This is a genomic window from Cupriavidus ulmosensis, assembly GCF_977008105.1.
This window is the reverse complement of sequence record NZ_CDRMWP010000001.1, coordinates 2,154,399-2,175,919: the sequence shown is the minus strand read 5'-3', so window position 1 is coordinate 2,175,919 and position 21,521 is coordinate 2,154,399. Positions and strand designations below refer to the sequence as shown.

Below are 21,521 nucleotides of genomic sequence, written 5' to 3'. Positions count from 1 at the left end.
TATCGACAGGGCAAGCTTATACCGGGGCCGGTGCAAGTCAAAGGTATCCGCCGGGCAGCGTGCGATGGCGGCGCGGCCCGGAAACTCCCCTTCCTTGATGCCCGTCAGCCAACCGCGCGATTCGCCTTGCGGCCACCGTGGCCCTGCCTAGACTGGCAGCAGGCCGGCGCGGCAGAGCGCCGCGTCGTTGCCGCCGTCCTTGCCGTTTTCTTGGGATCAAGATGCGGCCAATCGGCGATCATAAGCCCTGGGGTTATATAGATAAGCAAAAACATTTCGGTTAGTTATAACTCTGGTCTGGAACTTTGCCATCGTCCTCGGCTAGACTGGCTGGCCCTTCAGAGATTGCCGAGATCCTGTATGGCCACCGTCGAGCGTACCGCCTACCCGAGTTTCCCGAAGGTTTTCTCCACCAAGGAGTTACAGGCGTGTTACACGCCGGATGCCGAGGAACTGGAGTGGGCCACCCGCTCAACCCGTGGACAAGGTCCGCGACTTGGCTTGCTGGTGCTGCTGAAGGTCTTCCAGCAACTGCATTACTTCCCCAACCTGGACAGCATTCCCGTCGTCGTGATCGACCATGTGCGCGCCAGCGCTGGTCTGGCGCTAGATGCCGCATTTGGCTATGACCGCAAGCTGTCCCCCACGCTGTACCGGCATTACACGGCGGTACGCGAATTTCTCGGCGTCCAGCCCTATATTGGCACGGATGCCAACGAGGTCACGATCCGCGCCGCGCGCGAAGCCGCGGAAACGATGGACCAGCAAGTGGACATCATCAATGCCACCATCGATGCGCTGATCCTGCGCCAGGTCGAGCTGCCAGCGTTCTCCACCCTAGACAACATCGCCGAGCAGATTCACACCCGCACGCAGACCGCGCTGTTTCGACGCGTCGCAAGGCGCTTGTCGGATGAGGAACGGCAGCGGCTGGACCGGCTTCTCACCCGGGAATTCACCAACCGCCTGACCGCCTACAACAACATCAAGCGCCACGCGCGCCGTCCATCACGCAAGCATCTCAGCCTACTCATAGAACACCTGACCTTACTCGACGGTCTTGGCGATTTCTCTCGCGCAATCGCAGGCGTGCCCGCCTCGAAGCTGCGCTCGCTGGCCAGCCAGGCCATGAGCCTGGACGCGGCCAATCTACGGGAGATCCTGCCTGAGAAGCGCTACACGCTGATCGTCGCCTTGCTTAACCATATGCGCGTGCGCACCCGCGACGATCTCGCGGAGATGTTCATCCGTCGCATGGGCACCATCCACAAGCGGGCGCGCGATGAGATGGAGCGCATCCAGTCCCGTCAGCGCGCGCAGATGGAGAAGCTGGTCACCTTGCTCGACGGCGTGGTCGATATCGTCGCCGATGGCCAGGACGACGCGCTGATCGGCCGGCAGGTGCGCCGCTTCCTCGCGCCGTCCGGCGATCTGGAGCCGCTGCGCGAGAGCTGCGCCGAGGTGCGGGCCTTCAGCGGCAACAACTACCTGCCGCTGCTATGGCGGCATTTCCGCGCGCACCGCTCCGTGATGCTGCGCCTGGCGCAGGTGCTTGAATGGGAGTCGACCAGCCAGTCGCGCACGCTGCTGGCGGCACTTGCGGTGGTGCTGGACAACGAATCCCTGCATCGCGAATGGATTGCCGCCGACGTCGATGTGAGCTTCGCCTCGGAACGCTGGCGAAAGCTGGTGCGCCGCCCCCACGACCAGGGCGCCCCCACCAATCGGCGCTACCTGGAACTCTGCGTGCTCTCGCATATGGTCAACGAGCTACGCTCCGGCGACCTGTGCGTGGTGGGGTCGGATGCCTTTGCCGATTACCGTGCGCACCTACTGCCCTGGCGGGAATGCGAACGGCGCCTGCCCGAATACTGCGCCAAGCTGGACATGCCGGCCAACGCGCAGGACTTCGTGGCGCATCTACGCCAGTGGCTGACCGACACGGCGCGTACGCTGGATGCCAGTTTTCCCGACAAGCGCCAGCACGTCACCATCGGCCAGGACGGCGAACCCGTGCTCAAGCGGACGATCGCCAGGGAGATCCCGGCCAGCGCGGTGGCCCTGCAACAGGCGCTGATCCGGCGCATGCCCACGCGCAATCTGCTGGACGTGCTGGCCAACATCGAGCACTGGACCCACTTCACGCGGCACTTCGGCCCGCTCTCCGGCAGCGACCCCAAGATCCGCAATGCCGCCGAGCGCTACCTGCTGACTATCTTCGCCATGGGCTGCAACCTGGGGCCCACCCAGGCCGCCCGCCATATGGGGGATCGGGTCACGCCGCACATGATGTCGTTCGTCAACCGCCGGCATCTGAGCCTGGAGCGTCTCGAAACCGCGCAGCGGGAATTGATCGAACTGTATCTGCGGCTCGACCTGCCCAAGCACTGGGGGGATGGCAAGACCGTCGCGGCTGACGGCACTCAGTACGACTTCTACGACAACAACCTGCTGGCCGGCTACCACTTCCGCTACCGCAAGATGGGCGCGGTGGCCTACCGGCACGTGGCCGACAACTACATCGCGGTGTTCCGGCATTTCATTCCGCCCGGCGTGTGGGAAGCCATCTACGTGATCGAGGGTCTGCTCAAGGCCGGCTTGAGTGTCGAGGCCGATACCGTGCACGCCGACACCCAGGGCCAGTCGGCCGCGGTGTTCGCCTTCACGCATCTGCTGGGCATCAACCTGATGCCGCGCATCCGCAACTGGCAGGATCTGAAGCTTTACCGAGCCGATGCCAACACCAAATACAAGCACATCGACCGGCTGTTCTCGGACATCGTGGACTGGGAGCTGATCGCCTTCCACTGGCAGGACCTGATGCAGGTAGCGCTATCGATTCAGGCCGGAACAATCTCCTCGCCGCTCCTGCTGCGCCGGTTCGGCTCGGAAAGCCGCCGCAACCGCCTGTTTCTGGCGGCGCAGGAACTCGGCAAGGTCGTGCGCACAGCGTTCCTGCTCGAATGGATCGGCAGCCGCGAGTTGCGCCAGGAGATCACCGCGACCACCAACAAGATCGAGTCCTACAATGGCTTTGCCAAATGGTTCTCATTCGGCGGTGACGTGCTGGCCGAAAACGACCCCGACGAACAGCAGAAGCGCCTGCGCTACAACGACCTGATCGCCTCGGCCGTGATTCTTCAGAACACGGCGGACATGATGCAGGCCCTGCGCGCGATGGTGAAGGAAGGGATCAAGGTCGACGTGGCCGACATCGGCTTCCTGAGTCCCTACCTCACCAGCAACATCAAGCGCTTCGGCGACTATAAACTCAATTTGGAGCGGTTGCCGGAAGCCTGGATTCGCGACAGCCTCTTTGCCGGCCCCGCCCATTCCGTCCGCAAACCGCGTCATGCCTGACACCGATACCCCTTACGGCAGGGTCGACGCCGAGGCGTTGCAAGCGCTTCGGGACACGTTCGACACGACCACCATCCTGCGCGTGGTGGACCAACTCGATGCGATCCGCGCGCGTTGCTGTGAGCCAGCCGGGCTGCGCGACGATCTGCTGTGCTTGCACGGCATGGCACATACTCTGATCAACGGCGCCGCATTGTCGTATCCAACCACTGGTCCGACCCTCGTGGACCAAGCCGAGGCCATCATAGAAGAACTGGACGACTGGATCGTGCTGCTCAAGCGCGCCGTGCATGCGCTGCGCCCACTAGAGCCGCTGCGCCCCCGCGACGATGTCTGACTCGGCCAGGTCGCTTGCCCGTCGAGACGGCACATGTGAGGCCGGCTGCGACGAAGCGGCAGAAGCAGAAGCCGGAACGAGCTGGAGCAGCGTAGCCGCATCCACTACGCCCTTTGGCGAACTTTTCCCGCTAGCAGCGATGCGATCAGCGGGCAGGATACGTTGCCCTGGCGGGCATGGCAGGCGCACACCAGCTCAGACAGCACGGCCTCCATGCGTCTCAGGTCGGCAAGCTTTGCGCGCACGTCGTTGAGCTTGCGCTCGGCCAGGCTGCTGGCTTCCGCGCAATGAGTGCCGTCCTCCAGGCGAAGCAGTTCGCCGATTTCTTCCAGACTGAATCCCAGCCGCTGGGCCGATTTCATGAAGCGCACCCGGACCACAGCCGTTTCGCCATAGCGACGAATCCCGCCGGCGGGCTTGTCTGGCTCTGGCAGCAGCCCCTTGCGCTGGTAGAACCGGATGGTCTCCACGTTGACACCAGCCGCCTTGGCGAAGGCGCCGATGGTCAGGTTCTCCAATTCGCTCCACATATCGCTTTGCTCCGTACATTAGTACGGAAGTAAGGTTACGCTATCCCTTTCCTACTTCGAAAGGACAAACGCATGCCGCAACCGCAAGCCGGGCGCCGTGCGCTCTTCGCCGGCGGGCTCGCCGCCATCCTCGCCTCCACCTGCTGCCTGGGGCCGCTGGTCCTGATCGCGCTTGGTTTCAGCGGGGCCTGGATCGGTAACTTAACGGCGCTGGAGCCATACCGGCCGCTGTTCCTCGGCACCGCAGTGCTGGCGCTGTTCGTCGCCTGGCGGCGCATTTTCCGTCCGCCGCAAGTCTGCAACCCGGGGGAGGCCTGCGCCATCCCGCAGGTACACGCCACCTACAAGCTCATGTACTGGCTCGTCGCCCTGCTGGTTCTGGTCGCGCTCGGATTTCCCTACGTCACGCCATGGTTCTACTGATCAGGAGTTCGCCATGAGAAAGCTGTTTGCCGCCCTCGCTCTCGCCGCCGCCGTCGCTCCCGCATGGGCCGCGATGCAAACCGTCACATTGTCCGTGCCGGGCATGACCTGCGAGACCTGCCCGATCACGGTCAAGAAAGCGCTCTCCAAGGTCGACGGCGTAAGTAAGACCAGCGTGAGTTTCGAGAAGCGCGAGGCCGTCGTCACCTTCGATGATGCCAAGACCAGCGTGCAGAAACTGACCAAGGCGACCGAGAACGCGGGCTATCTGTCCAGCGTCAAGCAGTAAGCCACGGGAGCGAGGGAGCGACGCCATGGGACTGATCATGCGCATGGTCAACAAGGCCGGTGCCCTCGGCAGCGTCGTCTCGGCGATGGGTTGTGCGAGTTGTTTTCCCGCTATCGCCAGCTTGGGCGCGGCCATTAGCCTGGGCTTCTTGCGTCAGTACGAGGGACTGTTCATTCGTATCCTGCTGCCGGCGTTCGCTGGCATCGCGCTGCTCGCCAATGGGATCGGATGGCTTAACCATCGGCAGTGGCAACGGACCGCGCTCGGCGTGATCGGCCCGCTCCTTGTGCTGGCCGCGGTGTATTTGATGGTTGGCTGGTGCAGCGAAGCGCTGCTCTATGTCGGCCTGGCCTTCATGGTCGGGGTATCGATCTGGGACTTCGTCTCGCCGGCGAAGCGCTGCGGCGCACCGGACGCCTGTGAACTGCTGGCCAAACGCGGCTGACGCGCGTTGGCCATGATAGAAGGAACTGTGGCATGACCCACCTGAAGATCACTGGCATGACCTGCGACGCGTGCGCCGTCTACGTCAAGGATGCCTTGGAGAAGGTGCCGGGCGTGCGGTCGGCGGTCGTGTCCTACCCGAAGGGGACGGCGCGGATCGCTGCCGAGCCCGACACGTGGCCGGATGCGCTGACCGCGGCCGTGGCCGGACTCGGCTACCGGGCCATGCTCGCCGAGGCCCCGCCGGCGGAAAATCGCGGCAGCCCGCTCGACAAGGCCCTAGGCTGGCTGGGCGGCGGCGACAAGGGCGGGGACCAAGCCAGCGCCCTGCGCATTGCCGTCATTGGTAGCGGCAGCGCCGCGATGGCGGCGGCGCTCAAGGCCGTCGAGCGAGGCGCGCGGGTGACGCTGATCGAGCGCGGCACCATCGGCGGCACCTGCGTCAATGTCGGCTGCGTGCCGTCCAAGATCATGATCCGCGCGGCCCACATCGCTCATCTGCGTCGCGAAAGCCCGTTCGACGGGGGCATCCAGGCCACGCCACCGGCGATCCTGCGCGAGCGCCTGCTCGGCCAGCAGCGGGGGCGTGTCGATGAGCTGCGCCACGCCAAGTATGAGGGCATCCTGGCAGGCACGCCTGCCATCACGGTGCTGCGCGGCGAGGCCCGCTTCCAGAACGGGCACACCCTGAGCGTGCGCGTGGTCGAAGGCGGGGAGCGCGAGGTGGCGTTTGACCGCTGCCTGATCGCCACTGGCGCCAGTCCGGCGGTGCCGCCGATCCCCGGTCTGAAGGACACCCCGTACTGGACCTCGAACGAGGCGCTGGCCAGCGACACCCTGCCGAAGCGGCTGGCCGTGATCGGCTCGTCGGTGGTGGCTGTGGAGTTGGCGCAGGCCTTCGCTCGGCTCGGCAGCCAGGTCACGATCCTGGCGCGCAGCACGCTGTTCTTCCGCGAGGACCCGGCGATCGGTGAGGCCGTCACGGCCGCCTTCCGCGCCGAGGGCATCACAGTGCGGGAACACACGCAGGCCAGCCAGGTGGCCTACGCCGACAGCGAATTCGTGCTCACTACCGGACACGGCGAGATCCGCGCCGACCAGTTGCTGGTCGCCACGGGCCGCGCGCCCAACACGCGTGAGCTGGCACTGGAGGCGGCGGGTGTGAGGGTCACCGCGCAGGGCGCCATCGTCATCGACAATGGCATGCGCACCACGGCGCCGCATATCTACGCCGCCGGCGACTGCACCAACCAGCCGCAGTTCGTCTACGTGGCGGCGTCGGCCGGCACCCGCGCGGCGATCAATATGACCGGAGGCGATGCCGCGTTCGATTTGAGCGCATTGCCGGCGGTCGTGTTCACCGACCCGCAGGTCGCCACCGTGGGCTACAGCGAGGCGGAAGCCCACCACGACGGCATGGAGACCGATAGCCGGCTGCTGACGCTCGACAACGTGCCGCGCGCGCTCGCCAATTTCGACACGCGCGGCTTCATCAAGCTGGTCGCCGAGGCAGGATCGGACCGCTTGATCGGCGTGCAGGCGGTGGCGCCGGAAGCAGGCGAACTGATCCAGACGGCAGCATTGGCGATCCGGGCGCGGATGACCGTGCAGGAGCTGGCAGACCAGTTGTTTCCGTACCTGACAATGGTCGAGGGCCTGAAGCTCGCGGCGCAGACGTTCAGTAAAGACGTGAGCCAGCTATCCTGTTGTGCCGGATGACGAGAAAGGGAAACACTTTGCCGGCATCAGCTGGCATTATGAGAGACAAAGCGTGAACAAATCGTCAATTTGGAAAGTCATCTTGATTGTGTGCGCTGCCATCGGCGTGCTTGCCATCCTTGGTGTGGTAGGCATGCTTTTGATGCATCAGCGCATGATGGGTGGCCTGAGCTGTTGCTAGCCCGGATGCAAGCAAAGTAGCGGCGGCCTGGGCACCGACGTCGCCCATACCATGATGATTCAATGGAAGCCAAGCCCCCACCCGTGCGCGCCGTAGCGGCAAGCAGGTAACCCGTGGACGCCCCCTTTCCGACCGCTATTTACGCCGTCTCGTCGACCTCCTGGTGCGCTTGCGCGAGACCGTGCCATGCTGGTTGGGGGTTCGCCGGCGAGAGCCGTGCTGTCGTCGCAGATACCAAGCAAACAGTCCGAGCATACCAAGGATGATTGCCAGTGAGCTCAGGACGACGACGAGGACATCGTGGGGCAGATCAAAAGGGTTGTGGCGCACGGTCTGATTTCGATTCGGATTTGGCTAGCCAGGATCGTTGCGCAAAGGCGCCAATGCCTACCGGCTTGACGTTGCTAGGCCCTGCCGGCGGGTCAGAACGCGCACGGCCGTTGGCAGCAAGCCGTACGCGCATGGCGCGGATTATTTGCGCTGCATGTCAACGACCGTCGGCGCGCCATCCACCTTGTCGAAGGTCACCGACACGGCATCGCCTTCCTTGAACTTGCTAAGCGAGGCGCGATCCTTGACCGGAAACGCCATGGTCATGCCGGGCATACCCAAGTTCTCAATCGGGCCGTGCTTGAGCGTAACCTTGCCGGTCTGCGCATCGATCTTCTTGATTTCTGCGGACACCGGCCGAGCCGCTTGTTGTGAGGCAGCGGGTGCAGCGGGTGCCTTCATGTCCATGCCGTCCATCGAACCCACGGCGAACACAGCCGGTGCGGCAATGATGGCCAGGGCGGCGGCGAGGGTCTTGAGGTGTTTCATTGCGATTCCTCCTGAGGTGTGAGGTTGGGGAAAGGGAAGTTTGCTTGATCTGACGGCGGCGTAGCAGCAGATACACCGCCGGGACCACAAACATGGACAGCAGCGGCGCCGTCACCATGCCGCCGACCATTGGCGCAGCGATGCGCTGCATCACTTCTGAGCCGGTGCCGTGCGACCACATGATCGGCAGCAGGCCGGCCAGAATCACAGCGACGGTCATCGCCTTTGGGCGCACACGCAGCACGGCGCCTTCCTCGATGGCATCGAGCAGGGCCGCGAGATTGCTTTGCCCATCCTCGAGCCGTGCTTGCCAAGCGTGTTTCAGGTAGAGCAGCATGATGACGCCGAATTCCGCAGCGACCCCGGCGAGTGCGATGAAGCCGACAATCCCCGCGACCGATAGGTTGTACCCCAGCAGATAGAGTAACCAGAAGCCGCCGATCAAGGCCAGCGGCAGGGTGCCCATGATGAGCAGTGCCTCATCCAGACGGCCGAATACCAGATAGAGCAGGACGAAGATGATCAGCAGCGTGAACGGGACCACCACCTTCAGCTTCGCGGTGGCGCGCTCGAGATACTCGAACTGCCCCGACCAACTCAGGGAGTATCCGGCTGGCATCGGGACGGCTTTGGCGACCGCCGCCTGCATGTCCTGCACGGCAGAGCGCAGGTCCCTGCCGCGAATGTCGACGTAGATCCACCCGGAGAGTCGCGCGTTTTCACTGCGCAGCATGGGCGGCCCTTGCACGACCTGGATGCGCGCAACGTCGGCCAGCGTGATTTGCAGCCCCTTGTCGGTCACGATGGGCAGGCTGCGCAGTTGCTCGATGGAGTCCCGATAGTCACGCGGATACCGGACATTGATGGGAAAGCGCGCGAGCCCGTCGACCACTTCGCCGACGTTTTCGCCACCGATGGCCGATGAGACGATCGCCTGAACGTCTTCAATGTTCAGGCCGTACCGACCCGCAGCGCCCCGATCGATATCGACGTCAATGTACCGGCCGCCCGTGAGCCGTTCGGCCAGCGCGGAAGTGACCCCCGGAACCGTCTTGACGGCCTCCTCGATGCGCGTGGCCAGGCGATCGATTTCCTTCAGGTCGGTACCGGCGACCTTGATCCCCACCGGGCTTTTGATGCCGGTGGCGAGCATGTCGATGCGGTTGCGGATCGGCGGCACCCAGATGTTGGACAGCCCTGGCACCCTGACGACCCGATCCAGTTCCTCGACCAGCTTGTCGGTGGTCATGCCGGCACGCCATTGGTCCTTGGGCTTGAACTGGATGGTGGTCTCGAACATCTCGATCGGCGCCGGATCGGTGGCGGTATCGGCGCGGCCCGCCTTGCCGTACACGGTCGCCACCTCCGGCACGGTCTTGATGAGCCGATCGGTCTGCTGCAGGAGCTGGGAGGCCTTGCCTGCGGAGAGGCCTGGCAACGCCGAGGGCATGTAGAGCAGATCGCCCTCATCCAGGGGCGGCATGAATTCGCCGCCAATGCGCATAATGGGCCACGCGGTGGCGATGAGCAGCACGGCGGCGATCGCCAGGGTGGTCTTCGGATATGCAAGGACCTTGCCGAGCAGCGGCTGGTAGCCGCGAATCAGCCAGCGATTGAGCGGATTGGCCTGCTCCGACGGGATCTTGCCGCGGATCATGTAACCCATCAGCACCGGTACCAGGGTGACGGACAATCCCGCTGCGGCCGCCATGGAATAGGTCTTGGTAAAGGCGAGCGGCGAGAAGAGCCGGCCCTCCTGCGCCTCCAGTGTGAACACCGGAATGGATCGTCAGGAAAATGTGTGGGTGCCCGGAGGCTCCGGAAGGTTCCCAAGTGCATGATATAGCGCGATTTCCGTGGCTCTGAAGGTCCGGAAGCCGTACGCTTTTCTCATGGTGACTTTGGCCTTATTGTTCAGACCCTCGACGACGCCGCTGGAGAACTGCTTGCGCGCACGGAAGTAGTTGAGGATCAGTTCACGGTGGACACGCACGGTGCGGGCGAACTTCTTCATCGGCTCGATGCGCGAGCGCATCACTTGGGTACACCACTGGTCGAGGAATTTGCCGGCCCACTCGGGCGAGATGTAATCCCAGAGTTGCTGGAACTCTTCCTTGAGCAGCCAGGCCCGCACGGTCCGCAAGTTGTATTGCAGCAGATCGCGCAGACGCACCCGCTGTTTGTCGGTCAGATTTTCCTGCCGCTTGAGCAGGCACCAGCGGGACTTCTTGAGCACTGGCTCGTATCCGTCGCGGCTCATGCGGCGACTTTCCTCGGCGCGAACCTCATCGATCGCCTTGTTCATCTTGGCAACGATGTGGAAGCGATCCAGGATGTTCAGTGCGTTGGGGCAATGCAGCGCGATCATCTCGAGATAGGGCTTCCACATGTCAGAGCAGACGAACTCGACCTTCTCACATACCTGTTTTCCGATCATGGCGAAGAACTTCGAGAAGCTTTCTTTCGTGCGCTCCTGCCCGACCCAGAGCAGGCGCGTGCAGCCGGCCTCGATCTGGTAGACCAGTGTGAGGTACTTGTGTCCACGACCATACTGAATCTCATCGACGCCAAAGGCGCGGATCGTACCGACTTCGCGATGGGCCAGCCCCCAGTCGACCACCCACTCCACTGCGTTGAAGACTTTCTCCCAACTGGTGCGGAAGCTTTGTGCCGTCTCCCTCCACGACAGCTTGCGTGCCCACTGCGCCAGGAACAGCATGTACGCTCGGGTGAGCGTGTGCTTGCCACTGGCCCACGGCAGGGCTTCGACCTTCACGCCACAGTCACGACAATCGACGCGCCGCATGGTGTAAAGCAGGAACACTGCAAAACCCCAGACTGGAATAAACTCGAACCTGCGCTGCGCAAGCGTGTCGTAACCCCGCGCAGGCTGGCTACAGCATGAGCAGATCGCCTTGGAACCCTTGCGCGGTCGTACCTCGATCTCGATGGACTGGGTTGCTTCGCACAGCCGCGCACCTTCATAGACAAAACCGGGAAAATGGTGGCAGGCGTTGAGCAAGCGAGTCAGCAACATGGTTAGCGCGGCCCCAAGCGGCAAGGGCAAAAAAGTCGCTATTGTCGCCCCGGACCAGGATGCGTTGGCGCGTTACGTGCCGGACCTGCAGAACTGGCCCGCGTCCTGGCGTTTCGATGACCAGGACCTCCCGCCCGGGCAGGCACTCGTCGAAGTGTTCACGCCTTTCCTGCAACACCTGCTCACACTGGGATATGCGCGCAAAACGTTGAATTATCACCGCGATCACCTCTGGATGCTCGGCGGAGCATCTCATTGAGGTCCGCCACGAAGACCCGGACGCGGCCGCCATGGATGCCCGCACGCTCGTTCTCCACCAAATTCACAAGTACGGAGGTCCGTTGATCTCCCGGCACCTCGACGAGCAGGCCCAGAGCGCCTTCGATGCGACCTGCAAGAAGCTCTATCGCTTCCTCTGCTCCTCGTAAATCGCCTCCATCTACCCACAGATTCCCCCGACGAGCCACCGGAATAAACGACAGCGTGATGATCAGCAGCGAGAAGAATAGGGCAGGCCCAACCTCGGCGGCAGATTTGCCGATGACGCGCCAGTGTTCATGGGCGCGGAGTTCGCGCTGCGGATTGTCGGCATGCCAGTGCTCGAGATGCTTGTGCGCGTTCTCGATCATGACCACCGCGGCATCGACCATCGCGCCGATGGCGATGGCAATGCCACCCAGCGACATGATGTTGGCATTCACCCCCTGGTAGCGCATCACCAGGAAGGCGGCCAGCACGCCCAGCGGCAGCGAGACGATGGCCACCAGCGCCGAGCGCAGGTGAAACAGAAACACCAGGCAGACCAGCGCCACGACCGCAAATTCCTCGATCAGCTTGGTGGTGAGATTGGCCACCGCCCGCTTGATCAGTGCCGAGCGGTCGTACGTCGTAACGATCTCGACGCCCTTGGGCAGGCTCTTCTGTAAGGTGGCGAGCTTGGCCTTGACCGCTTCAATGGTCTCCAGGGCATTCTTGCCTGAGCGCAGCACGATGACGCCGCCGGCCACTTCGCCCTGGCCATTCAGTTCGGCAATGCCACGCCGCATCTCGGGGCCGAGTTGCACGGTGGCAACGTCGCCCAGCCATACCGGGATGCCAGCGTCGCTCGTCACCAGCGGAATCTGGCGAAAGTCGTCCAGCGTTTTCAGATAGCCGGTCGCCCGGACCATGTACTCGGCTTCACCCAACTCCAGCACCGAGCCGCCGGTTTCCTGGTTGGCGCCCTTGAGCGCTGCCAGCACCTTGGCTTGCGACAGGTTATAGGCGCGCAGCCGATCCGGCATCAGCACGATCTGGTATTGCTTGACCATGCCGCCGAGCGAGGCCACTTCGGCGACGTTGGGCAGCGATTTGAGCTCGAAGCGCAGGAACCAGTCCTGTAGCGCCCGTAACTGGCTGAGGTCATGCTGGCCGGTCTTGTCGACCAAGGCATACTCATAGATCCAGCCGACGCCGGTCGCATCGGGTCCGAGCGCGGGCTTGGCTGCCGCGGGCAGCCGCGATTGCACCTGGTTCAGGTACTCGAGCACGCGTGAGCGCGCCCAGTACAGGTCGGTGCCGTCTTCGAACAGCACATAGACATAGGAGTCACCGAAGAACGAGTAGCCGCGCACGGTCTTGGCCCCGGGCACCGACAGCATGGTCGTGGTGAGCGGATAGGTGACCTGGTTTTCCACGATCTGCGGCGCCTGCCCAGGGAAGGGCGTGCGGATGATCACTTGCACGTCGGACAGGTCTGGCAAGGCGTCGAGCGGCGTACTCTGTACCGCCCAAAGTCCCCACGCGGTCACCATGACGGTGGCGAGCAGCACCAGGAAGCGATTGCGGATGGAGGCGAGGATGAGTCGGGCAATCATGGCTTCGCTCCCGCAACGGCGGCAGCCGACTCGACCGCGGACAGGGTCGCCACGCCGTCCTTGTCCAGTCGGAAGCGGAACCGGACCTGATCCCCCGGCTTGAATCCCTTGGGCATGCCGGCTGGCGGCGCGCCAAACTCCATCGTCATGGCGCCCCACTGCGCTGACGGAATGGGCCCGTGGGAGATCGTCATGCTCTGCTCGGTGACGGCCTCGATCCGGCCGACGCCTTGATGTTCTGGCCCGGGCGCTGCTGCGGCACCAGGGGCCGACGCGCCGGCTGCCGACGCGGCCGTGGGCGCGGTCATGCGCTGTGCAGTGCCGCGCAGACTCGCCTCCGAGTCGATCAGGAACTGTCCGGAAACGACCACCTTCTGGCCCGCTTTGAGACCCTCAATGATTTCGGTTTGGCCGCCCGCAGCCGCGCCGGTCTTGACCTCCACGGGGCTGAATCCGCCTTGGCCGGATGCCACCATGGCGACCGTGCGCGTGCCGGTACGGATCAGCGCCTCGGTTGGTACCAGCAGGCGATCCGGTCCGGGGGCGGCGTCAAAGCGCACCGAGACAAACATGCCGGGCAACAGCTGGCGTGCCTTGTTCGGCAATTCGATGCGCACCTTGACCGTGCGGGTACCGGCGCTGATATCCGGCAGGATGGCATCGACCTTGCCCGACAGCGTCTCGTCGGGCAAGGCTGCGGCGGTGGCCGACACCGTCTGTCCGGGCCGCAACGGGGCGGCCTGGCTCTCAGGCACCTCGGCGATGACCCATATGGTCGCAAGGCTCGCGATGCGAAAGAGGGTCGTTCCCGGTGAGACCGTCATGCCGTCGCGCGCACCGATTTCGGTGACGATGCCGTCCACCGAACTGGTGATCGTCAGCCGCGGCTGCAGTTTGCCGGTGGACTGTACCAGCCGGATATGGCTCTCGGTCATGCCAGCCTGACGCATGCGCGCAATGGCGGCCTCGCGCAGCTCGCGCTGTAGGCTGCCATCCATCCGGTTGACCGCCAGGTATTCTTCCTGCGCCGCGACCCATTCCGGCGCATAGATTTGCGCCAGCGCTTGACCTTTTCGGACCGGATCGAGGGTGGTCCGGGCATACGCGTGTTCTACGAATCCGCTGGTGCGGGCCTGCAGCACTTCGATGCCGCGTTCATTGATCGCGACATTGCCCGGTACTTGCAAGGCGGCCTCCAGCCGGCCGGTCTTCACCTCGGCCGTGCGGATGCCAAGGTTCTGTGTCATGCGGCTGTCGATGGTGACGGCCGCGCCGCCGCTGGCTTCTTCGTACACCGGCGACAACGGCATGTCCATGTACGGCGACTTGCCCGGCTTGTCAAAGCGCTGTCCTGGCACCATCGGGTCGTGCCAGTAGAGGAGGCGCTTGCCAGTTTTCGGGTCAATGTCGCCCGCCTTGAGGGCGGCACCGCTGGCGCCGCCGCCCGCGGTTGCCGACGCGGGCGACTGCTGGCGCCCTTGTTGTTGACCGAGGTAATAGGCAGCCCCAACGCTTGCCACCACCATCAGGCCTGCCACCGTCCGTGCAATCGTGGTCTTGTTCATGGTTGAGCTCCTTGCAGTGACGTGGGCTGGACTGCGGTGGGTAACGGCATCAGGAAGGTCAGGTCCGCCCAGAGTCGGGCGGTGGCAGCCTCAAGCTTCAGGCGCTCAAGCGAAATATTGAGCGCCTTGCGGCTGGCATCGGCCACAGCGGTCAGGGTGCCGGCGCCCGCTCGATAGGCGGTCAGGGCTGCCTCGGTCTGTGCCTTGGCCAGCGGCACGGTGGTGCTCCGATAGCGCTCGAGCCGCGCCTGGCTGAGCGCCAGCTCCGCCTGCTTGCCGCGCAACTGCCCGAGCAAGCCGCGGCGTACGACCTCGGCTTGCGCGCGCGCAGCGTCGGCCTGCGCAAGCCTTGCGGCCAGTTCCCGATCCTGGCGATGCTTCTGGTCCCAGGGCAGCGGCAGTGAGACGTTGAGCGAAACCATGTTGGAGTAGGCGGGGCCGCGCTGGCTGTACATCAGTTCCACGCTCACATCCGGGATCTTGTTCTCCCGAGCGACCCGGCTTTCCGCCTCGGCGACGCCCACCTGTGCCTCGGCCGCCGCCACGTCCGGCAGTTGCGCCACGCCGTCGGCGTCCAGGGTGTTGAGCCAGGCCGGCGCCTCGAGGCCAGGGCGTTCGGCCAGGGGACGCTCTGCGGCCTCGCCCACCCAGCGGCGCAGCATCGCTCGGGCTGACCCCAGTGCGGCGCGGGCCTCGTCTTCGCGATCCTGCAGTTGCCGGAGTTCCAGTTCGGCGGCCAGGATGTCCGCACGGGAGCCGCGGTTGCCGCGATAGGCAGCCTGCGCCGCCTCCACCATCAGCTTGATGGACTGCGCCTGCTCGGTGAGCACGCTGTAGGCACGTTCGGCGTACCAGCGGTCCAGCCAGGCCGTGGCGGCGCCACGCTGCACCGTCGCCAGCGCCGCCGTACGCTGGGCCTCTGCCGACGAGGCCTCAGCCTCGAAACGCTGAGCGCGGGCCTCGCGCTTGGCCGATCGGGTGAATTCCTGCATCAGGCTGATCGAGCGCATCGTCATCGAGTCTGTGCCGAGGGAAAACCCGTCGCGGCCATCAGCCGGCACGTTATTGACGCCGACCTTCAGGACCGGGTCTGGCAACTGTCGGCCAGCCACCGCCATCTCGATGGCGGACTGGACCGCTGAGCGCGATGTTTCGGCATCCGTCGAGCGGGAAGACGCGAGCGCCACGGCTTCCTGCACGGAGAGTGCGGCCGCGGGCTGCGCCCATCCGGGATGGGCAGCGGCGAACAGCGTAAGGGCGAGCGTCAGCCGGCACCCATACGCAAAGGGAAAACGCAAATGCATAAAGCCTCCGCAAAGCAACGACCACCCTGAAGACTATGGTTCAGGGCACGATAGTAGGCGTTGCTGCGGAGGCTAGTTTCGGAAACAGCAGTGGAGGATGGGCAGGGGGCGAGGGGGCCCGCGTGGCACCGCGTCGGCGTAGGCCGCTCGCTGGCTGACGACTACCGGTACCAACGCCGGCTCAACCAGATTGACGAGCACGGGCTGGAACGCAGGAATCTGCGCGCTGGGGTGGTCGGCCGACTTGGAGCCAAGCTGGCAGTGCTCCAGGCACAAGCCATTATGGGCAGCCGGCGCTTCGGCCTTCTGCGTCATGTCCGGACAGGACTCCGTCATGCCGGCCATGTCCGCCATCCCTTCCATCGAATACCGGCTGCCCGCGCAGGCGTAGGCGGCCGCTGCCAGCTGAACTGTCAGGAATGTACTCAACAGGAAGGCGGCAAGCCAAAGCCGGCGAAAACGGGTACGCACGTGGAAGACTCGGTTTGAGGCGAATGGTAGCAGCGTTTGGGCTCTTCCGGCACATCGTGCGGTTTGCCCCAGATCTAATGCAGACGGGGTAGCCCATCCGGGGGAGCGCTCCGGCGAGCCACGCGAACGCAGGCACCGGAGCGCGGGCTCGGTTACTTGGGTTGACCCATCATTTCGCGACACTTTTGCATCATGGCGGCATGGTCGCGCATCATCGCCGCGTGGTCCTCCGTCTGCTGTTTCTGTTGTTGCGCCTCAGCTCGCTTGGCGGCACGAGCCTTTTCGATCACATACCAATCAGGTCCGGCGACGGCCGATAGCGAGAGCGCCAGGGCGACGGCGCCCACAAGAGCGTGAAGCAGGGATTTCATGATTATTCCTCGTTCCGTATAGGCAGGGACCGCCTAAACCCCAAGAGCGGGCGGCAGGCAACACTGCAAATGGCTAAGTCAGACAGGAGCACGCGTGGCGCGGAGGCGCCAGCTGCGGCAACGCTGTGTGGCGGGATTGCGCTACAGACGGACGCGTTTCGGCGGGCGCTCGAGGCGAGCCGGAACGACGGAGAGATACGCGAATTCCGGATGGGCGACCAAAACGCTGGTCCATGCATCCGTGGTGGACCCGGTTGCTAACGGCGTGCCAGCGAAGACCGCACAAGCGGAGGACGTGCAGGGAATACGAGACGGGCCGCTGGCATGCCGGTCGCCGGCACAGCTGTGACTGACGCAGTCATGCGGGCTGGCGGTCTCGACACTGGCCTGCGCCCCTTGCACAGGCATATGAGCAGGCATGTCAGCCAGGCCGGCGACACAGCAACTGTCCAACGGCCCGGCTTGCGCCCGCAGGGGCAAAGCCAGCGCCAGGGTCAGCAGCATGACGACACGCCAAAACTGTTTCATATGCTTACGCATTGGGCGCTCCGAGCCGACGCGCGGTAGCGCCGTCGCGGATCTGTCTTCAGTATAGGTCTTCATCATGCTCGAGCCACCGGCGGTTCCGGCGTCGCCCGGCCCGCAGAACCGGGCGACGCGAACGACAGGTAGACCTCGTCGAGCAAGCGATTGTCCCCGCCGGCCAATCGCTCCAGGGCGGCTAGCAGGTGCTCGGCCACACCGTACTGCTGCTGGTCGCATGCCCGCCGGAATACCGCGAAAGATCCGCGCCACCGTGCTGGCCATGCTCACCGAGGCCGGCGACGCGGCCCCGCCGACCGTCGCGCGTTTCCGCCGCGCAGTGTCGGTGCGCAAGCTGCGCGCGCGCCTGGGCGGCGGCGACCCGGCCACGCTGTCGCGCACGCTCAACGCGATCGAGGCCGAGGTGGTGCGCGCGGGCCTGGCAGAGGTCGCCATTCCGGACCTCCCGCCCGAGATCGCCGACCAGATGCGCGCGCTGTGGCAGGCCGCGGTCGCGGTGCAGCTCGATGACGTGGTGCACCTCAGGCGCGAGGCGCAGGCGGCCGTCGAGGCCGCGCAGGCCGCGCGCGCCGAGGCCGAACTGCGGGTCGAGCTGCTGCGCCAGGAACTCATCGAGTGCCGCCAGGCGCTCGCCACGCGCGACACCGCGCTGGCCGAGGCGCGCGCCACACTGGATGCGACGACGGCCCGCGCCGACCAGCTGACCAGCCGGGCGGGCCGCTTGGAAACCGAGCTGGCGACCGCGCAGGAACGCGCCATGACGGGCGAGCGCACCCACGCCGAGGCGGTCGCCACCATCCAGGCGCGCTATGAGTCGCTGTCGAGGCAGCTGATGCAGGAGACCGCGCACCAGCGCGACGCGGTGCAGGCCGAGCGCGCCCAACTGGCCTCGCAGCTCAAGTTCGCCGAGCGGCGCCTCGCCGCGCTGGAGCAGGACCGCGCGCGCCTCGACGCGGAGCTGGCCAGCGAGCGGGCCGCGCGCCAGAGCGCCGCCGGCGAGGCGAGCGCGCTCAAGGCCGTCACCGCCAGCCAGCGCGCCCAGCTCGACGAACTGCTGCGCGCGACCCTGGCCGCCGTGCCACCACCGACCAAGGCGCGCGCGCCCAAGGCGAAGGGCAAGCCGACGGCCACGCGGGCCGCCCAGTCATGACCCCGGCCGACTGGATCGACACCGCGGCGGTGTCGCCGCGCGCGCTGCCCGCCAGCCTCGACGCGGCACTGGCCTACGTGGCCGAGGCGCTGGGGCATCCGGTCTATGTGCACTGGACGCTCGCACGCGTCAAGCGCCGCTACGGCTCGCTCGCCGAGGCCAAGGCCGCGCAGCCGGCCGTGCTCAAGCTGCTGCTAGCCCACGATGGAGCGGTCGAGTACTGGGAGCGCGGGCGCCTGCGCACGGTGCCGGCGACCCCGTTTCATCGGACACGGTAGCATTAGGCTCATCACAACAAAAAGAGGAGGAGTCTTGACTCCATTTCAGAATATCGACTTCGTGCTCGCCATGGGCAAGTTGATTTCGCGTTCAATTGGTCCAGCGAGCCTCTGACGACTTTACAGCGATGATCGCGCGCGCGAGCCCGAAGATCCTGGCAAGGAGGTCCTCGTCCCGTGATTGCCCCTGGGCGTGCAGATTGGGGGAGCGAGGCTTACCGCGCTGCAGGTGTTCGAACAGGTCTACACCGCTGCCAGACGGGACGGCCATGCGCCACCAGACCATCATTGTCGAAGTTCGGGCGGATCGATGCATTCTAAGGTACGGTTCGCTGAGGGCAACATGACATCGCCCATTGTTCGAGTTGTGCCGGCCGTCCGCACGCGAGGTGTAGCCGGCTTCATTCAGCGTTGGGATGTGGTCGCCGAAAGAGCGACGACGCACTATCCGACTCAACGAGAAGCCGTCGCCGCTGGTTTGAAAAGGGCTAAGCAGGACGGTGCCATCGTCTTCATCTACGATGCAAGTGGCAAGCTCTGTATCTACGAGAACTTCGGCGATCCCGCGGTGACCGAGACGCTGTTCCATCTCGAAATCCGCGGCGACTTATGAGGCAAACAGCGTCCAGCAAGGCCCTGCCGAGTGCCAGGCGAGAATCTGCTACACACGTCCACTTCGGGTGGCCAATGGAACCTATCCACAACGGAGTTCTACGTGAGGCTCAGCCCGATGTGCCGGACAAATCGCATGACCTCTTTCCAGCGCATGCCATTGCTTTCAGCGGCGCAGCGAAAAAAAGGGGATCGTCAGGAAAATGTGTGGGTGCCCGGAGGCTCCGGAAGGTTCCCAAGTGCATGATATAGCGCGATTTCCGTGGCTCTGAAGGTCCGGAAGCCGTACGCTTTTCTCATGGTGACTTTGGCCTTATTGTTCAGACCCTCGACGACGCCGCTGGAGAACTGCTTGCGCGCACGGAAGTAGTTGAGGATCAGTTCACGGTGGACACGCACGGTGCGGGCGAACTTCTTCATCGGCTCGATGCGCGAGCGCATCACTTGGGTACACCACTGGTCGAGGAATTTGCCGGCCCACTCGGGCGAGATGTAATCCCAGAGTTGCTGGAACTCTTCCTTGAGCAGCCAGGCCCGCACGGTCCGCAAGTTGTATTGCAGCAGATCGCGCAGACGCACCCGCTGTTTGTCGGTCAGATTTTCCTGCCGCTTGAGCAGGCACCAGCGGGACTTCTTGAGCACTGGCTCGTATCCGTCGCGGCTCATGCGGCGACTTTCCTCGGCGCGAACCTCATCGATCGCCTTGTTCATCTTGGCAACGATGTGGAAGCGATCCAGGATGTTCAGTGCGTTGGGGCAATGCAGCGCGATCATCTCGAGATAGGGCTTCCACATGTCAGAGCAGACGAACTCGACCTTCTCACATACCTGTTTTCCGATCATGGCGAAGAACTTCGAGAAGCTTTCTTTCGTGCGCTCCTGCCCGACCCAGAGCAGGCGCGTGCAGCCGGCCTCGATCTGGTAGACCAGTGTGAGGTACTTGTGTCCACGACCATACTGAATCTCATCGACGCCAAAGGCGCGGATCGTACCGACTTCGCGATGGGCCAGCCCCCAGTCGACCACCCACTCCACTGCGTTGAAGACTTTCTCCCAACTGGTGCGGAAGCTTTGTGCCGTCTCCCTCCACGACAGCTTGCGTGCCCACTGCGCCAGGAACAGCATGTACGCTCGGGTGAGCGTGTGCTTGCCACTGGCCCACGGCAGGGCTTCGACCTTCACGCCACAGTCACGACAATCGACGCGCCGCATGGTGTAAAGCAGGAACACTGCAAAACCCCAGACTGGAATAAACTCGAACCTGCGCTGCGCAAGCGTGTCGTAACCCCGCGCAGGCTGGCTACAGCATGAGCAGATCGCCTTGGAACCCTTGCGCGGTCGTACCTCGATCTCGATGGACTGGGTTGCTTCGCACAGCCGCGCACCTTCATAGACAAAACCGGGAAAATGGTGGCAGGCGTTGAGCAAGCGAGTCAGCAACATGGTTAGCGCGGCCCCAAGCGGCAAGGGCAAAAAAGTCGCTATTGTCGCCCCGGACCAGGATGCGTTGGCGCGTTACGTGCCGGACCTGCAGAACTGGCCCGCGTCCTGGCGTTTCGATGACCAGGACCTCCCGCCCGGGCAGGCACTCGTCGAAGTGTTCACGCCTTTCCTGCAACACCTGCTCACACTGGGATATGCGCGCAAAACGTTGAATTATCACCGCGATCACCTCTGGATGCTCGGCGGAGCATCTCATTGAGGTCCGCCACGAAGACCCGGACGCGGCCGCCATGGATGCCCGCACGCTCGTTCTCCACCAAATTCACAAGTACGGAGGTCCGTTGATCTCCCGGCACCTCGACGAGCAGGCCCAGAGCGCCTTCGATGCGACCTGCAAGAAGCTCTATCGCTTCCTCTGCTCCTCGTAAATCGCCTCCATCTACCCACAGATTCCCCCGACGAGCCAAAAAAGGAGGCCGCCTTAAGGCGGCCTCACATCAGAGCGCTGAGCGCTCTTGGCTTACTGGTTCGGCGCGCCGCACTGCTTGCGCCAGACCACCAGTCTGGCTGAAATCTAGCCAATTCCCGCAAGGATTTCAAGTTCGCGAACCCCACTCCGCTTCAGTACGTCAACCTCACCTTCATTCCCACCAGCTTGCGGACGCTCCATCTTGCGTGCTGCGGCCGCACTCGGAGCCCGCGTCGCGTGCGACCCGATTCGCCTAAGTTTCTGCGCTCAGATCCATAGGTAATGGTCACCGTGGTCGTATCGGCGTCGGTCCCGGAAAC

Annotated in this window: 19 protein-coding genes and 3 pseudogenes; 10 read left to right on the top strand and 12 right to left on the bottom strand. The window is 64.3% G+C overall.

What is annotated here, in order from left to right; all coding sequences use genetic code 11:
- The first annotated feature begins 360 nt into the window (after nt 1-360).
- Entirely contained in the window at nt 361-3,360 is a 3,000-nt protein-coding gene (locus ACWTPI_RS09940) for a Tn3 family transposase (protein WP_454731549.1), read from the top strand.
- Nucleotides 3,353-3,697, top strand: a complete 345-nt coding sequence (tnpC, locus tag ACWTPI_RS09935; protein WP_454731550.1) for a Tn3 family transposase post-transcriptional regulator TnpC — start codon at nt 3,353-3,355, stop codon at nt 3,695-3,697. Before ACWTPI_RS09940 ends, tnpC begins: the two co-directional genes overlap by 8 nt.
- A gap of 104 nt (nt 3,698-3,801) precedes the next feature.
- Here the strand turns inward: tnpC and merR are convergent, their stop codons facing one another.
- Nucleotides 3,802-4,227 carry an Hg(II)-responsive transcriptional regulator gene (merR, locus tag ACWTPI_RS09930; RefSeq protein WP_454731551.1) on the bottom strand — a complete coding sequence of 142 codons (426 nt, stop codon included), beginning with the start codon at nt 4,225-4,227 and terminating at the stop codon, nt 3,802-3,804.
- A gap of 72 nt (nt 4,228-4,299) precedes the next feature.
- Between merR and merT the strand changes: the two genes are divergently transcribed.
- From merT to merA, 4 genes are read left to right on the top strand one after another with little or no spacing between them, the layout of a single operon-like run.
- A complete protein-coding gene (gene merT / locus ACWTPI_RS09925) occupies nt 4,300-4,650 on the top strand; it encodes a mercuric ion transporter MerT (protein WP_454731552.1) in 351 nt (116 codons plus the stop codon).
- A gap of 13 nt (nt 4,651-4,663) precedes the next feature.
- Nucleotides 4,664-4,939 (top strand): mercury resistance system periplasmic binding protein MerP, encoded by a 276-nt coding sequence (gene merP / locus ACWTPI_RS09920; RefSeq protein ID WP_454731553.1) that lies wholly within the window; start codon nt 4,664-4,666, stop codon nt 4,937-4,939.
- Between the two features lie 25 nt (nt 4,940-4,964).
- A complete protein-coding gene (gene merC / locus ACWTPI_RS09915) occupies nt 4,965-5,384 on the top strand; it encodes an organomercurial transporter MerC (RefSeq protein ID WP_454731554.1) in 420 nt (139 codons plus the stop codon).
- 32 nt (nt 5,385-5,416) lie between these two features.
- Entirely contained in the window at nt 5,417-7,102 is a 1,686-nt protein-coding gene (gene merA, locus ACWTPI_RS09910) for a mercury(II) reductase (RefSeq protein WP_454731555.1), read from the top strand.
- Nucleotides 7,103-7,166: 64 nt separating this feature from the next.
- Here the strand turns inward: merA and ACWTPI_RS09905 are convergent, their stop codons facing one another.
- The 10 genes and pseudogenes from ACWTPI_RS09905 to ACWTPI_RS09860 all read right to left on the bottom strand — a co-directional run bounded on the left by ACWTPI_RS09905 (nt 7,167) and on the right by ACWTPI_RS09860 (nt 17,312).
- On the bottom strand, nt 7,167-7,331 hold the full coding sequence (locus ACWTPI_RS09905; protein ID WP_454731556.1) for a hypothetical protein: 165 nt from the start codon (nt 7,329-7,331) through the stop codon (nt 7,167-7,169).
- A gap of 423 nt (nt 7,332-7,754) precedes the next feature.
- Entirely contained in the window at nt 7,755-8,102 is a 348-nt protein-coding gene (locus ACWTPI_RS09900; RefSeq protein ID WP_454731557.1) for a copper-binding protein, read from the bottom strand.
- 34 nt (nt 8,103-8,136) lie between these two features.
- Nucleotides 8,137-9,885 (bottom strand): annotated as a pseudogene (locus ACWTPI_RS09895) (efflux RND transporter permease subunit); the annotation flags it as partial.
- A gap of 6 nt (nt 9,886-9,891) precedes the next feature.
- Nucleotides 9,892-11,139 carry an ISL3 family transposase gene (locus tag ACWTPI_RS09890; RefSeq protein ID WP_439672887.1) on the bottom strand — a complete coding sequence of 416 codons (1,248 nt, stop codon included), beginning with the start codon at nt 11,137-11,139 and terminating at the stop codon, nt 9,892-9,894.
- 443 nt (nt 11,140-11,582) lie between these two features.
- Nucleotides 11,583-12,995, bottom strand: a pseudogene (locus tag ACWTPI_RS09885) (efflux RND transporter permease subunit); the annotation flags it as partial.
- Nucleotides 12,992-14,560: an efflux RND transporter periplasmic adaptor subunit gene (locus tag ACWTPI_RS09880; RefSeq protein ID WP_454731559.1), complete on the bottom strand. Its 1,569-nt coding sequence runs from the start codon at nt 14,558-14,560 to the stop codon at nt 12,992-12,994. The gene ACWTPI_RS09880 and the pseudogene ACWTPI_RS09885, both read right to left, overlap by 4 nt.
- On the bottom strand, nt 14,557-15,864 hold the full coding sequence (locus ACWTPI_RS09875) for a TolC family protein (protein ID WP_454731560.1): 1,308 nt from the start codon (nt 15,862-15,864) through the stop codon (nt 14,557-14,559). The genes ACWTPI_RS09880 and ACWTPI_RS09875 overlap by 4 nt, the downstream gene beginning before the upstream one ends.
- A gap of 72 nt (nt 15,865-15,936) precedes the next feature.
- Entirely contained in the window at nt 15,937-16,335 is a 399-nt protein-coding gene (locus tag ACWTPI_RS09870; RefSeq protein WP_454731561.1) for a copper resistance protein, read from the bottom strand.
- Between the two features lie 152 nt (nt 16,336-16,487).
- Nucleotides 16,488-16,706 (bottom strand): hypothetical protein, encoded by a 219-nt coding sequence (locus ACWTPI_RS09865; RefSeq protein ID WP_454731562.1) that lies wholly within the window; start codon nt 16,704-16,706, stop codon nt 16,488-16,490.
- A gap of 141 nt (nt 16,707-16,847) precedes the next feature.
- Nucleotides 16,848-17,312, bottom strand: coding sequence for a hypothetical protein (locus ACWTPI_RS09860; RefSeq protein WP_454731563.1), 465 nt, complete (start codon nt 17,310-17,312; stop codon nt 16,848-16,850).
- 154 nt (nt 17,313-17,466) lie between these two features.
- On the opposite strand from ACWTPI_RS09860, the gene ACWTPI_RS09855 reads away from it, so the two are divergent.
- The 3 genes and pseudogenes from ACWTPI_RS09855 (at nt 17,467) to ACWTPI_RS09845 (ending at nt 19,290) form a co-directional block, all read left to right on the top strand.
- Entirely contained in the window at nt 17,467-18,399 is a 933-nt protein-coding gene (locus ACWTPI_RS09855; RefSeq protein WP_454740808.1) for a DNA-binding protein, read from the top strand.
- Nucleotides 18,396-18,653: pseudogene (locus tag ACWTPI_RS09850) on the top strand (site-specific integrase); the annotation flags it as partial. The gene ACWTPI_RS09855 and the pseudogene ACWTPI_RS09850, both read left to right, overlap by 4 nt.
- 367 nt (nt 18,654-19,020) lie before the next feature.
- A complete protein-coding gene (locus tag ACWTPI_RS09845; protein WP_454731565.1) occupies nt 19,021-19,290 on the top strand; it encodes a DUF2188 domain-containing protein in 270 nt (89 codons plus the stop codon).
- A 194-nt stretch (nt 19,291-19,484) separates the two neighbouring features.
- Here the strand turns inward: ACWTPI_RS09845 and ACWTPI_RS09840 are convergent, their stop codons facing one another.
- Complete coding sequence (locus tag ACWTPI_RS09840; RefSeq protein WP_439672887.1) at nt 19,485-20,732, bottom strand: ISL3 family transposase; 1,248 nt, start codon at nt 20,730-20,732, stop codon at nt 19,485-19,487.
- On the opposite strand from ACWTPI_RS09840, the gene ACWTPI_RS09835 reads away from it, so the two are divergent.
- Nucleotides 20,731-20,991 (top strand): hypothetical protein, encoded by a 261-nt coding sequence (locus tag ACWTPI_RS09835; protein WP_454730667.1) that lies wholly within the window; start codon nt 20,731-20,733, stop codon nt 20,989-20,991. The genes ACWTPI_RS09840 and ACWTPI_RS09835 overlap by 2 nt on opposite strands.
- Nucleotides 20,992-21,521: the final 530 nt, after the last annotated feature.

What these genes read in the sequence shown, in the direction of transcription:
- ACWTPI_RS09890 (WP_439672887.1), bottom strand. Translation starts at nt 11,139, where the DNA reads ATGTTGCTGACTCGCTTGCTCAACGCCTGCCACCATTTTCCCGGTTTT.
- ACWTPI_RS09860 (WP_454731563.1), bottom strand. Translation starts at nt 17,312, where the DNA reads ATGATGAAGACCTATACTGAAGACAGATCCGCGACGGCGCTACCGCGC.
- merT (WP_454731552.1), top strand. Translation starts at nt 4,300, where the DNA reads ATGCCGCAACCGCAAGCCGGGCGCCGTGCGCTCTTCGCCGGCGGGCTC.
- merA (WP_454731555.1), top strand. Translation starts at nt 5,417, where the DNA reads ATGACCCACCTGAAGATCACTGGCATGACCTGCGACGCGTGCGCCGTC.
- ACWTPI_RS09900 (WP_454731557.1), bottom strand. Translation starts at nt 8,102, where the DNA reads ATGAAACACCTCAAGACCCTCGCCGCCGCCCTGGCCATCATTGCCGCA.
- ACWTPI_RS09865 (WP_454731562.1), bottom strand. Translation starts at nt 16,706, where the DNA reads ATGAAATCCCTGCTTCACGCTCTTGTGGGCGCCGTCGCCCTGGCGCTC.
- tnpC (WP_454731550.1), top strand. Translation starts at nt 3,353, where the DNA reads ATGCCTGACACCGATACCCCTTACGGCAGGGTCGACGCCGAGGCGTTG.
- ACWTPI_RS09855 (WP_454740808.1), top strand. Translation starts at nt 17,467, where the DNA reads ATGCCCGCCGGAATACCGCGAAAGATCCGCGCCACCGTGCTGGCCATG.
- ACWTPI_RS09835 (WP_454730667.1), top strand. Translation starts at nt 20,731, where the DNA reads ATGGTTAGCGCGGCCCCAAGCGGCAAGGGCAAAAAAGTCGCTATTGTC.
- merR (WP_454731551.1), bottom strand. Translation starts at nt 4,227, where the DNA reads ATGTGGAGCGAATTGGAGAACCTGACCATCGGCGCCTTCGCCAAGGCG.
- merC (WP_454731554.1), top strand. Translation starts at nt 4,965, where the DNA reads ATGGGACTGATCATGCGCATGGTCAACAAGGCCGGTGCCCTCGGCAGC.
- ACWTPI_RS09875 (WP_454731560.1), bottom strand. Translation starts at nt 15,864, where the DNA reads ATGCATTTGCGTTTTCCCTTTGCGTATGGGTGCCGGCTGACGCTCGCC.
- ACWTPI_RS09905 (WP_454731556.1), bottom strand. Translation starts at nt 7,331, where the DNA reads ATGGGCGACGTCGGTGCCCAGGCCGCCGCTACTTTGCTTGCATCCGGG.
- merP (WP_454731553.1), top strand. Translation starts at nt 4,664, where the DNA reads ATGAGAAAGCTGTTTGCCGCCCTCGCTCTCGCCGCCGCCGTCGCTCCC.
- ACWTPI_RS09840 (WP_439672887.1), bottom strand. Translation starts at nt 20,732, where the DNA reads ATGTTGCTGACTCGCTTGCTCAACGCCTGCCACCATTTTCCCGGTTTT.
- ACWTPI_RS09880 (WP_454731559.1), bottom strand. Translation starts at nt 14,560, where the DNA reads ATGAACAAGACCACGATTGCACGGACGGTGGCAGGCCTGATGGTGGTG.
- ACWTPI_RS09845 (WP_454731565.1), top strand. Translation starts at nt 19,021, where the DNA reads ATGACATCGCCCATTGTTCGAGTTGTGCCGGCCGTCCGCACGCGAGGT.
- ACWTPI_RS09940 (WP_454731549.1), top strand. Translation starts at nt 361, where the DNA reads ATGGCCACCGTCGAGCGTACCGCCTACCCGAGTTTCCCGAAGGTTTTC.